General features: G+C 69.6%; 10 protein-coding genes. 6 read left to right on the forward strand and 4 right to left on the reverse strand.

Annotation, left to right across the window (positions count from 1 at the left end; genetic code table 11):
* Nucleotides 1–28 precede the first annotated feature (28 nt).
* Nucleotides 29–2,191: an autotransporter family protein gene (locus ASD38_RS04690; RefSeq protein ID WP_162252121.1), complete on the reverse strand. Its 2,163-nt coding sequence runs from the start codon at nucleotides 2,189–2,191 to the stop codon at nucleotides 29–31.
* On the opposite strand from ASD38_RS04690, the gene ASD38_RS24150 reads away from it, so the two are divergent.
* From ASD38_RS24150 to ASD38_RS04705, 3 genes are all read left to right on the forward strand, one after another.
* The gene (locus ASD38_RS24150; RefSeq protein ID WP_162250195.1) at nucleotides 2,178–2,498 is read left to right on the forward strand and encodes a hypothetical protein; all 321 of its coding nucleotides are present in this window, start codon (nucleotides 2,178–2,180) and stop codon (nucleotides 2,496–2,498) included. The genes ASD38_RS04690 and ASD38_RS24150 overlap by 14 nt on opposite strands.
* Nucleotides 2,499–2,634: 136 nt before the next feature.
* Complete coding sequence (locus ASD38_RS04700) at nucleotides 2,635–5,190, forward strand: helicase-related protein (protein ID WP_056457977.1); 2,556 nt, start codon at nucleotides 2,635–2,637, stop codon at nucleotides 5,188–5,190.
* The gene (locus ASD38_RS04705; protein WP_056457981.1) at nucleotides 5,187–5,486 is read left to right on the forward strand and encodes an RNA-binding S4 domain-containing protein; all 300 of its coding nucleotides are present in this window, start codon (nucleotides 5,187–5,189) and stop codon (nucleotides 5,484–5,486) included. Before ASD38_RS04700 ends, ASD38_RS04705 begins: the two co-directional genes overlap by 4 nt.
* A gap of 44 nt (nucleotides 5,487–5,530) precedes the next feature.
* On the opposite strand, the gene ASD38_RS04710 is transcribed toward ASD38_RS04705, so the two are convergent.
* Together ASD38_RS04710 and ASD38_RS04715 are read right to left on the reverse strand one after the other, a co-directional pair.
* Nucleotides 5,531–6,175, reverse strand: coding sequence for a hypothetical protein (locus ASD38_RS04710; RefSeq protein WP_056457983.1), 645 nt, complete (start codon nucleotides 6,173–6,175; stop codon nucleotides 5,531–5,533).
* 26 nt (nucleotides 6,176–6,201) lie between these two features.
* Nucleotides 6,202–8,295, reverse strand: a complete 2,094-nt coding sequence (locus ASD38_RS04715; protein WP_156390559.1) for a putative bifunctional diguanylate cyclase/phosphodiesterase — start codon at nucleotides 8,293–8,295, stop codon at nucleotides 6,202–6,204.
* A 244-nt stretch (nucleotides 8,296–8,539) separates the two neighbouring features.
* On the opposite strand from ASD38_RS04715, the gene fdxA reads away from it, so the two are divergent.
* The 3 genes from fdxA to ASD38_RS04730 all read left to right on the forward strand — a co-directional run bounded on the left by fdxA (nucleotide 8,540) and on the right by ASD38_RS04730 (nucleotide 10,638).
* Nucleotides 8,540–8,881, forward strand: a complete 342-nt coding sequence (gene fdxA, locus ASD38_RS04720; RefSeq protein ID WP_056435226.1) for a ferredoxin FdxA — start codon at nucleotides 8,540–8,542, stop codon at nucleotides 8,879–8,881.
* A gap of 301 nt (nucleotides 8,882–9,182) precedes the next feature.
* Nucleotides 9,183–9,701: a CarD family transcriptional regulator gene (locus tag ASD38_RS04725; RefSeq protein WP_056457988.1), complete on the forward strand. Its 519-nt coding sequence runs from the start codon at nucleotides 9,183–9,185 to the stop codon at nucleotides 9,699–9,701.
* A 130-nt stretch (nucleotides 9,702–9,831) separates the two neighbouring features.
* Complete coding sequence (locus tag ASD38_RS04730; protein WP_056457990.1) at nucleotides 9,832–10,638, forward strand: hypothetical protein; 807 nt, start codon at nucleotides 9,832–9,834, stop codon at nucleotides 10,636–10,638.
* Between the two features lie 11 nt (nucleotides 10,639–10,649).
* Here the strand turns inward: ASD38_RS04730 and ASD38_RS04735 are convergent, their stop codons facing one another.
* Nucleotides 10,650–11,042 (reverse strand): response regulator, encoded by a 393-nt coding sequence (locus tag ASD38_RS04735; protein WP_056457993.1) that lies wholly within the window; start codon nucleotides 11,040–11,042, stop codon nucleotides 10,650–10,652.
* Between the last annotated feature and the right edge of the window lie 28 nt (nucleotides 11,043–11,070).

Here is an 11,070-nt window from a genome sequence, read left to right on the forward strand (position 1 = left end):
GGTCGTCCGGCCCGTGAGCCGCGTCAGCCTAGAACTTCACGCTGAGCCCGCCGCGCACGGTCTGATCGGTGGACGCGCCGGCGAACTGGGCGCCGTAGGCCAGGCCGAACGTGGCGGCGGGGGACAGGCGGGCCTCCAGGCCGAGTTCGACCACGGCGGCGTCCTTGCCGATCGGCGCGCCGGCGATGATGAAGGACGAGCCGCCCGCGAACGCGAACCGTGCGGTCGGCTCGATGTCGCCGGACGCGCGCCGCCAAGCCAGGGTCCCGCTCGCCGTCACGGCGCCTCCGCCGAGTTCGAAGCGCGAAGCGGTGCGCACGCCCAGGGTGGTGAAGGTCACCTCGCTCTTGTCGGCGGCGACCGACAAGGCCGCGTCGCCGCCCTGCTCCGTGAAGGCGTCGGTGTCCAGAGCGACATAGGCCAGGCTGGCGAACGGCTCGACCGCGACCGCCGGGCCGCCCACGTCGACGCGGTAGCCCAGCTCGCCGAACGCTTGCCGCGTGTGGCCCTTGGCATCCGCCTCGAGCGCGTCCGTGAAGCCGGGGAAGGCCACCCCGCGGCGCGCGCTCTGGTCGTGGGAGGTTACGCTCGCGCCCGTGCGCAGAGCGACGGGCCCCCATTCCCGACCGCCATAGACGCCCAGGTGATAGTCGTCATTGGAGCCGTCGTACCGCCCGTCGCGGGTCTTGTACTTGGAGTGGCCGTAGCCGGCCAGGACGCCCAACCGCCAGCCGTCGAAGGCCGGGGCGTCGACGCCGAAAACCACGCCGTCCACATTCCGCTCGAGAGTCGAGGCGTTCGCATTCCCGTCCAGGGCGCCCCAGCCGCCGAAGACGTCGCCCCAGACGACGACGCCCTCTTCGTGGGCGGTGGCGCTGGTCGCGGGCGCCCCGATGTCGCCGAATGCGGTCCGCAGTCGGTTGATGGCGGCGTCCCGAGGGATGCGGCTGTCCTCGACGATCACGGCCCGGGTCGAGACAAGGGCGGATCCCGAGAGCGAGTCGAACGCCGCGCGCGCCGAGTCCCCGTCGGGCAGGACGAACAGGGCCGCCACCAGGGGGCTGGTCGCGGGCAGGCTGTCCGCGCCGGCGCCCACGGCGACCTGGTTGGGGGTCTGGCCGACCGAGGCGAAGGTCCGGCTCTGGACGATATCGAGATAGACGTTGTTGGCGTCGTAGGCGGCGGCGAGGCGGACGAAGTAGCCGGCGTCCAGGTCGCCCGTCAGGGTGTAGGTCCCGGTGACGCCGCCGGCGGCGGTCAGCACGGTGTAGCGAACGCCAGGACGATAGAGGCCCGCGTCGGTCTTGACGACGTTGAGCACCGCGCCGTTGCTGATTGTCGCGGTCCCGGCGACCACGATGCGATCGGAGAGACCGGCCGTGTTCAACTCCGCCTGATAGGTCGAGCCGGCGGCCTGGCTGTAGGCGCCGCTGACGGACAGGGTTCCGATCGAATGACCGGGGGCCACGGTTCCCTGAACCGCCAGGGTCTCGACCGTTCCGACGCCGCGCAGCCGGCCTCCGGGCAGCACCGAAACGGTTCCCGTCAGCTGGCCGTCGACCGTCAGCACGCCGCCGGAGACGATGGTTCTTCCGCGGAAGAAGGCGTTGTCGGCGGTGAGGGTCGTTTCGCCGGCCAGGACCCGGATCGTGCCGCCGCCGCCGCCGCCGATCTGGCTGGCGAACACGTAGCCCGGCGTGGTGTGGTTGAAGACGAGTTCGCCGGTCGACAAGCCGACTCGGCCCGACACGAACCCCGCGGCCGCGGCCGACTGGTCAGCCGCCGCGCCGATGTTCAAGGCGCCTTGGTTGATCAGGATCGCACCGCCGCTGGCTATCGTCACCAAGCCGCCGTCCGAGACGGTGACGTTTCCGCTCGAGCCGTCCATGAGTTGGCCGAAGGTCAGCGACTGGAGCGACAATGTCGACCCGGCGCCCCGCACATTGACGATGCCGACGCAGTCGAAAAAGGAGCCCACCACGGCAGTTTCGGCCGACACTAGGCCTCCCGCCTCGATGTTCAGGACGCCGGTCCCGCCAAAGCCGCCGCCGACGCCAAGCGTGTTCGAAACGATCCAGGCCGAGCCTGCCCCACTGACGGTCACGACGCTGGGAATCTTGCTCCCGCGGAAGTTCTCTCCGATGACGATGCCATAGTTGCTGGTGACGAGACTGCCGTTGGTGATCGTCATGGTTCCGAAGGCGTTGTTGAGGCCGACGGTCAACTGGCCGGAAACATCCCACGTGGGCGAACTGGACGGTGAGGGGGAAACAGAGCCGCCGGTCGTGACCTGCGCCGAACTGGGCGAGGGGTTCGACGCGATGACGGCGGCGAAAGCCGTGGTGGCCAGCAAGGGCGCGATGGCGCGGGCGCGCGCGCCGGTCTTCAGCCGCCGGTTCGTCGACATTGCTGTCATGTGGTCCCTTCAGCTCGTCCGTCGGCGCAAGCGGCCGACGCTCGATATGGCCGTCGTTATGGACGACAATCTGCGGCTGTGAAAGGTCGGCCGGGGGCCGCCATTGGTGATCCCGCCGCGGCGTGAACACAACGCGGTGTGGGCGGCATGGGTGCGCCGCGACGTCCAACCCCACGCCCCCGCTTGCCCCGCCGCGATTCCCATCCCACCTTTGAACCATGAGTGACCGTTCCACAGGCCTGGCCCCTTCCAAGCTGACGGCGGTGCTCGGCCCCACCAACACCGGCAAGACCCACCTGGCCGTCGAGCGGATGCTGGGCCACGCCTCGGGGATGATCGGCTTGCCGCTGCGCCTGCTGGCCCGCGAGATCTACGACCGCATCGTCAAGCTGCGTGGCAAGGCCTCGGTGGCCCTGATCACCGGCGAGGAGAAGATCGTCCCGCCGCGCGCGGCCTATTTCGTCTGCACCGTCGAGGCCATGCCGCTGACCCGCGAGGTCGAGTTCGTGGCCATCGACGAGATCCAGCTGTGCGCCGATCCCGAGCGCGGCCACATCTTCACCCACCGGCTGCTGCACGCCCGGGGCCGGTTCGAGACCATGCTGCTGGGGGCCGGGACCATGGCCCCGCTGGTGCGCCGCCTGCTGCCCGACGCCGAGATCGTCACCCGGGAGCGGTTCTCGAACCTCACCTATTCGGGGTCCAAGAAGCTGACCCGCCTGCCGCGCCGCTCGGCGGTGGTCGCCTTCTCCACCGACGCCGTCTACGCGATCGCCGAGCTGATCCGCCGCCAGCGCGGCGGGGCGGCGGTGGTGATGGGGTCCTTGAGCCCCCGCACCCGCAACGCCCAGGTCGCGCTCTACCAGTCCGGAGAGGTCGACTTCCTGGTGGCCACCGACGCCATCGGCATGGGCCTGAACATGGACGTCGACCACGTGGCCTTCGCGGGCCTGCGCAAGTTCGACGGCAAGCGCACCCGCTGGCTGCACCCGCAGGAGGTGGGCCAGATCGCCGGCCGCGCCGGGCGCTACACCCGCGACGGCACCTTCGGGGTGACCGGCGACTGCGAGGAGATGGACGAGGACCTGGTCGAGAGCGTGGTCGAGCACCGGTTCGAGCCGGTGATGGCCGCCGAATGGCGCAACGCCCGGCTCGACTTCGGCTCCCTGCCGGGCCTGCTGCGCTCGCTGGCCCAGCCGCCTCAGCGCGGGGGCCTGTCCCTGTCGGAAGAGGCGCTGGACGAGCGCACCCTGCGCAAGCTGGCCCAGCAGGAGGACGTGGTCGCCCGCTGCAAGGCCGACCGCTCGGCCCTGATCCGGCTGTGGGACGTCTGCCAGACCCCCGACTTCCGCAAGACCACCGACGACGACCACCAGCGCATGGTCCGCACCCTGTTCGACGACCTGACCACGGGCCGCAAGCGCCTGCCCGAGGACTGGATCGCCGGCCAGTTCAAGGCGCTGGACCGCACCGACGGCGAGATCGACAGCCTGGCCGCCCGCCTGTCGGGCGTGCGCACGCTCAGCTATATCGCCAACCGCGGCGACTGGCTGCACAACCCGGTCCACTGGCAGGGCACGACGCGGCAGCTGGAGGATCGCCTCTCCGACACCCTGCACGAGAAGCTGATGGCCCGGTTCATCGACCGGCGCACCAGCGTGCTGATGCGCCAGCTGGGCGACCGCGAGACCATGCTGGCCGGCGTCGGGGCCGACGGAGCGGTGACGGTCGAGGGCCACATCGTCGGCCGGCTGACCGGCGTCACCTTCGTCCAGGAAAAAGGCGGCAGCGCGCTGGAGGAAAAGGCGCTGCGCAACACCGCCCAGCGGGCGGTGACGCCCGAGATCGCGAGGCGCCTGGGCAAGCTGGCGGCCGAGTCCGACGAGGCCTTCACCCTGACGCCCGACGGCGCGGTGCTGTGGAACGGCGAGGCGGCTGGCGCTGTACGTTCGGGCGGCGACCTGCTGGCGCCCCGCGCGCGGCTGCTGGGCGACCTGGGCGACGCGGCCGCGCGGGAGCGGGCCGAGCGCAGGCTGGACGCCTTCCTGGCCGGCGAGGTCGATCGCCATCTGCACGGCCTGCGCAAGCTGGAGCGGGCGCTGTCGGGCGGCGAGCTGAAAGGTCTGCCGCGCGGCCTGGCCCATCGGTTGCTGGAGGCCGGCGGCGTGCTGGACAAGCGCGCGGTCGACACCGACCTGAAGGCCATGAGCCAGGCCGAGCGGCGGACGCTGAAGAGCCTGGGCGTGCGGATCGGGGCGTTCAGCCTGTTCCTGCCCTCGGTGCTGCGGCCCGAGGCCCTGGCCGCCGCCCGCGCCCTGACGACGGGCGGCTGGCGCGGTCAGAGCGAGCGCCTGGCCGCCGCGCCCAGCCCGACGCCCGACCCCCGCGCCCTGGCCGCCAACGGCCTGCGGCTGGTGGGAAAACACGTCGCCCCGGTCGAGATGCTGGAGCGCCTGGACGCCCTGCTGCGCGAGGGCCAGAAGCCCGGCGGGGTGGTGCTGACCGACGCCGCCCGCGACGCCCTGGGCTGGACCCCGGCCGAGGCCGCCGCCGTGCTGCGGGCCCTGGACTACACCCCGGCCCTCCGGCCCAGGGAAGGCGCCCCGATCCTGTGGAAGCGGCGCGGCGCCCAGCGGCCCGAGCCCAGGGTCGCGGCCCGTCCGGACTCGCCGTTCGCCGCCCTGGCCAAGCTGACCGAGCCGCCGCCCAGGCGGAAGAAGCCGCGCCGTGGGAAGGCGGCGGCCCCCCAAACCAACAAAGCGGCCGCCTCATGAGCGGCGCCGACGCAGGCCCCGATCCTGGCCACTGCCGCGCCGACGTCTGGCTGTGGCGCGCGCGTTTCTTCAAGACCCGCTCCCTGGCCGGCCGCTTCGTCGAGGAAGGCCGCATCCGACTGACCCGGGCCGGCGCCGAAGGCCGCGTCGACAAGCCCTCGCGCGGCCTGCGGATCGGCGACGGCCTGGTGTTCGCGATCGGCGGCCGGATCGTCTCGGTGCGGGTGCTGGGCTTCGGCGAACGCCGCGGGCCGGCGACCGAGGCGCGGGAGCTGTACGAGGCGGTGGGAGAGTAGTTTTCCTTTCTCTCCCCCTTGCGGGGAGGGAAGGGCGCTCCTTCCTACCGCGTCAGCCGCGTATAGGCCGTGATCGCCGGAGCCATTTCCGGGGTGGGCTCGACCGGCGGCGGGGCGGTTTCCGTCGGGGCGGCGCCGGCCAGGCGGGCCTGGGCCTCGGCCGACAGGGTGACGGTGTCCTTGGGGGCCGCGGGCGCCTGGGCCGCGTCGAGATCGGACCGCAGGCGGGCCCGATAGTCGTCCACCGACGTGGGCGGCGGCGAGCCGGGCACCCCGACCTGCAGCGAGGCGATGATCTGCTGGTGGTCGTCCGACAGGCCTTCGAACGCGTCCTTCATCCGCTGCTGCGGGACCGGCGGCTGGGCGTCCGATCCGGGCCAGGCGGCGCGGGTGAACGTGTTGACGGCGGTCTGGATGGTCTTGGCGAACGGAGACTCGGTCAGGGCGTGGGTCAGCGCCGCGCGCTCGCCGGGACCGGCCCCGGCCCAGCGGCCGGACAGGGCGTGATAGGCGTCCAGCTGCTGGCCGACGGCGGTCGCGCCGCTGGCGTCGTTGACCGCCGCGGTCGCCGCCGAGGCGCCGCCCGGAAAGGGGAACGCCGCCTGACCGCCCCCGCCGCTCGCCGAGATCTGGTCTATCTTCATCGCGCCGGCAGACTCGCGCGCGACGGTGAAGAGAAAATGAATCACGGGCGCGGCTCAAGGTCGCGGCGCGGCTACTTCCCGAAGCCCGCCAGATACTCCGCCACCATCCCCGCCGGCATCGGCCGGCTGAAGTGGTAGCCTTGGATCTGGTCGCAGCCGTAGTCGGCCAGGGCGTCCAGCTGCTCCTGGTCCTCGACGCCCTCGGCGACGACCTTCATGCCCATCGACCCGCCCAGGGTGATCACCGCCTTGACGATGGCCGCGTCCTCGGCGTTCTGGACGAAGGACTTGTCGATCTTCAGCCGGTCGATCGGGAACTGGCGCAGGTTGGCCAGGGACGCGTAGCCGGTGCCGAAATCGTCCAGGGCGATCATCACCCCGGCCTTGTGCAGCTGGTGGACGGTGTCGCTGACCATCTCAGCGCCCCAGCCCATATAGACGTTCTCGGTGACCTCGATGGTCAGGCGGTCGCACGGCACGTTCCAGCGGCCGAGCCGATCCTGGATCTCCTCGGCCAGCCGCCCGCTGCGGAACTGGGCGGCCGAGATGTTGACGGCCACCCGGCCGAACTCGACGCCCTGGTCCAGCCACTCGCGCATCTGAGCCAGCGCGGCGTCGAAGGCCAGGTCGCCCAGCTTCAGCGACAGGTCCTGGTCCTCGAAGGCGGCCATGAAGCGGTCGGGCGTCAGTATGCCCTGCTCAGGGTGGTCCCAGCGCATCAGGGCTTCGAAGCCGGCGACGCTGTGCGAGGCGATGTCCACCACGGGTTGATAGTAGAGCACGAACTCCCTGGCCGTGATCGCCGCGCGCACGTCGCGCAGCAGTTCGATCCGCTGTTCCAGCGACGAGCGCATCGAGGGCGTGAAGACGACGCTGCGGTTGCGACCTTCGTCCTTTGCCCGATAGAGCGCGATGTCGGCGTTCTTGATCATGTGGCTGGGGTCGGCGTCGAGGTCGCCGTGCAGGGCCGCCCCGATGCTGGCGCTGACCGAGAAGCTGCGGCCGCCGTGCTCGATGGGCCGGCGCAGCAGGTCCTGCAGGGCGTTCACGGGCCGCATCATGTCGGCCTCGGAATGCAGGCCGCGCAGGATCACCGCGAACTCGTCGCCGCCCAGCCGCGCGACGGTGTCGCCCGAGCGGAAGGCCGCGTGCAGCATCTCGGCCAGGCGCTTGAGCAGAGCGTCGCCGGCGTCGTGGCCCAGGGTGTCGTTGATGTCCTTGAAGTGGTCGACGTCGATCATGATCAGGCCGAACAGCTCGCCCTTGATCTCTGACGCGTCGACAGCCTCCTGGAACTTGCGATTGAAATAGGCGCGGTTGGGCAGGCCGGTCAGGCTGTCCTTGAAGGCCAGGTTCTCGACGGCCTCGGTCTGGCGGCGGCGGTCGGTGATGTCCTTGAACAGGTTCACCAGTCGCTCGGGCTGGCCGTCGGCGCCGAGGAACTTCTTCCCGACCGAGCGCACCCAGGTCTCGACCCCGTCGGGCCGGTTGAGGCGGAATTCGAAGACCTGGGCCTCGCCGTCCTTTCGGTTGCGGACCAGCTCGGCCATCTTCTCGCGGTCGTCGGGGTGGACGATCTCCAGCGGGTCGTCCTTGAACAGGCACCACTTCTCCAGCTCCGGCGAGGTGCCCGAGCAATAGATCTCGCCGGTCCGCAGGTCGTATTCGCGGACCATCAGGTCGTCGAGCTCCAGCGCCATCTTCAGCCGCTGCTGGTCGCGCTCGGCCTTCAGAGCGGTCTCGGCGTAACCGCTGACGTCGCGGGCGGTGATGATCACCGCCAGGGTGCGGCCGGTCTCGGTGAGCGTGGCGGCGAACTCGGTGCGCCAGATCCGCGGCTCGGCGAGCGTGCCGTCCTGTCCAGGCAGGGAAATGGCGCGGTAGCGGGAGAACGGCTCGCCGAACGCCACGCAGCGCTCCAGGCTGTCGACGTCCTCGGGGCTGAACAGGGCGCGGCGGAAGTCGTCGCCGATCTCCAGATCGGGGCTCAGGCCGTGGCTGATCCAGTCGGGGCTGGCGGCGGTCAGGCGAAAGGCGTTGTCGACCAGGGCCGCGGCGAACGGCGCATGGCGCACGAAGGTCTCGAAGGCGGCCATTTGGGCGCCCGGCGTCTTGATATCGTGGGATGGGGTCGAAACCGGGGTGCGCACGGCGGTACTCGTCATGGTCGGGTTGTCGACTTCTTGTTTATTTTCCTCGGCTTGGTTGTGACCGAGCTTCGATAAGAAAGGGTAACGTAACGACGGTACACGACGATCCGCGCCTATTTAAAGGTGGCGTCGGACGGCCCCGTCCGGAGCGGTGTGAGAAATCCTGGGCTCCCGCGTAGTCAAGCCGCATTGACAAGCGGGCCCGCGACTTCGAAAACGCGGCCTCTCTCGCCTAGTCCCGGAACCTGCCGAGCCTTCGATGACCTACATCGTTACCGACGCCTGCATCAAATGTAAGTTCATGGACTGCGTCGAGGTGTGCCCGGTCGACTGCTTCTATGAGGGCGAGAACTTCCTGGCCATCAATCCGGACGAATGCATCGACTGCGGCGTCTGCGAGCCCGAGTGCCCGATCGACGCCATCAAGCCCGACACCGAGGACGAGCCGGACGGCAAGTGGCTGAGAATCAATTCCGAGTACGCCAAGATCTGGCCGAACATCACGGTTAAGGGCACGCCCCCCGACGACCGCGAGCAGTTCGAACGGGAAACCGGAAAATTCGAGAAATATTTCAGCGAAAAGCCCGGCAAAGGCTCCTGATCCGGCCGGTTCGGGCGGCTAAACAGGTCGCAAGCCTTTCATCAAGCTGAATTTTATGATATTGTCGATTTCGACGTAACGGTCGCGAACACTCGCGCCTGCACGTCATGTGGACGATATCTGCCGGGAGACCGGCGCGCCCGATCGAAGGCGAAGGGTGACTTAAGCACTATCCCCATCCTGACCGGTACTGGCCCCGCAAGCATTTCGCGGACGGGTCCTTATCGCCGTTTGGGACGCCCTTTGGATGCTTCGAGACGCGGTGTTTTGGGCTTGGCCCGAACTTATTGAGGACGAACGAATGAGCAAGAGCGGTCTGGAATTCTCGGTCGGCGATCACGTCGTTTATCCCGCGCATGGCGTGGGCAGCATCCAGGGCGTCGAGACCCAGGAAGTGGCCGGGATGTCGCTCGAGGTCTACATCATCACTTTCGACCACGAGAAGATGACCCTGCGCGTGCCGACCAAGAAGGCCAAGACGGCCGGTCTGCGCCCGCTGGCCGAAGGCAATGTCGTGTCGCAAGCCCTGACCACCCTGAAGGGCCGCGCCCGCGTCAAGCGCACCATGTGGTCGCGTCGCGCCCAGGAATACGAAGCCAAGATCAACTCGGGCGACCTGATCTCGATCGCCGAGGTGGTGCGCGACCTGCACCGCGCCGAGAACCAGCCGGAACAGTCCTATTCGGAGCGTCAGCTCTATGAATCGGCTCTGGACCGCATGGCCCGCGAAGTCGCCGCCATCGAGCGCATCGACCGCGAAGCCGCCATCGGCATCCTGACCAAGTCGCTGGTCAAGACCGCCGCCGCCGCCGCCGCCTGAGGCGGTTAGGCCGAAACGAACAAAGCGCCCTCGGACCCCGGTCCGGGGGCGTTTTTCGTTTGGAGAACGGGCCGACCACGGCCTTGGGTCGGCCGACGATGAACGCCTGGGCGTCGATGGAGGAAGACCGATGATCCCCCAGCTCTTCGCGGCCCTGGCGCTCCAGGCGTCGAACCTTCCTCCGCCCCCGGCCGACGCGCCGGCGCGCAAGGCCGAGACCGTTCGGCGCTACGACGGCGACGCCAGCCAAGGCGCGGCGGTGGGGCCCAACGACGTCTATTCCGTCAGCAACGCCAAGCTGGTCCGCTTCGACAAGAAGACCGGCGAGAAGCGCGCGGAGTGGACGGGGGAGAAGTCCCGCTTTCCGCACATCAACGCCTGCGCCGTGATCGGCGAGGATCTGGTCTGCGCCAGCTCCAACTTCCCCGGCACGCCCCAGGTCAGCACGGTCGAGATGTTCGATCCGATGACCCTGGCGCATCGGCGCGGCGTCTCGCTGGGCATGGGCACGGGCTCGATCACCTGGGTCGACCGCCACGACGGCTTCTGGTGGGCGATGTTCGCCAATTACGACGGCAAGGGCGGCGAGCCCCCACGCGACCACCGGCACACCACCCTGGTGAAGTTCGACGACCAGTGGCGGCGGCTCGAGGCCTGGGCCCTGCCGGCCACGGTGCTGGACCGCATCGCGCCGATGAGCGTCTCGGGCGGCGGCTGGGGGCCGGACGGCAAGCTCTATCTGAGCGGCCACGACCGGCCGGAGCTGTATGTCCTGCGGCTGCCGATGGGCGGCGGCGTGCTCGACCATCTGGGGACCATCGGCATGGAGGCCGAGGGGCAGGCCATCGACTGGGACGAGAGCCAGCCGGGCATGCTGTACGGCATCACCCGTCAGACCCGGGAGATCCTGGCCATGCGCGTTCCAATCGCGCGATAGCGACAGGCTCGCTAGCTCAGCACAAGCCCGCCTTCGCCCCGCCGGGCGATCAGGTCGCCGATGGTGGTGAACAGGGTCGACAGGTCGACGGGCTTGCGGATGACGTCGTCGGCGCCGGCGGCCTGGCAGTCGGCCTCCAGGGTCGTGCCGCTGTCGGCGGTGACCACGATCACCGGCAGCCGGGCCTTGGCGTCGGTGCGGGTGCGGATCTCGCGGATGGCGGTCAAGCCGTCCATGCCGGGCATGCGCAGGTCCATCAGCACCAGGTCGTAGGCGTTGGCGTCGATCATCGCCAGGCCGGACGGGCCGTCCTCGGCCTCGTCCATCTCGACGCCGCCGGCCCGCAGCATCTCGGCGATGACGCGGCGGTTCATCTGATTGTCCTCGACGAACAACACCCGCATCGCGGTCGATCCCCCGGCTTTCTCAAAA

This window comes from Caulobacter sp. Root487D2Y (assembly GCF_001427165.1).
Taxonomy (GTDB): domain Bacteria; phylum Pseudomonadota; class Alphaproteobacteria; order Caulobacterales; family Caulobacteraceae; genus Caulobacter.

What these genes read in the sequence shown, in the direction of transcription:
- fdxA (WP_056435226.1), top strand. Translation starts at nt 8,540, where the DNA reads ATGACCTACATCGTTACCGACGCCTGCATCAAATGTAAGTTCATGGAC.
- ASD38_RS04715 (WP_156390559.1), bottom strand. Translation starts at nt 8,295, where the DNA reads ATGACGAGTACCGCCGTGCGCACCCCGGTTTCGACCCCATCCCACGAT.
- ASD38_RS04725 (WP_056457988.1), top strand. Translation starts at nt 9,183, where the DNA reads ATGAGCAAGAGCGGTCTGGAATTCTCGGTCGGCGATCACGTCGTTTAT.
- ASD38_RS04735 (WP_056457993.1), bottom strand. Translation starts at nt 11,042, where the DNA reads ATGCGGGTGTTGTTCGTCGAGGACAATCAGATGAACCGCCGCGTCATC.
- ASD38_RS04700 (WP_056457977.1), top strand. Translation starts at nt 2,635, where the DNA reads ATGAGTGACCGTTCCACAGGCCTGGCCCCTTCCAAGCTGACGGCGGTG.
- ASD38_RS04730 (WP_056457990.1), top strand. Translation starts at nt 9,832, where the DNA reads ATGATCCCCCAGCTCTTCGCGGCCCTGGCGCTCCAGGCGTCGAACCTT.
- ASD38_RS04705 (WP_056457981.1), top strand. Translation starts at nt 5,187, where the DNA reads ATGAGCGGCGCCGACGCAGGCCCCGATCCTGGCCACTGCCGCGCCGAC.
- ASD38_RS04690 (WP_162252121.1), bottom strand. Translation starts at nt 2,191, where the DNA reads ATGACGATCACCAACGGCAGTCTCGTCACCAGCAACTATGGCATCGTC.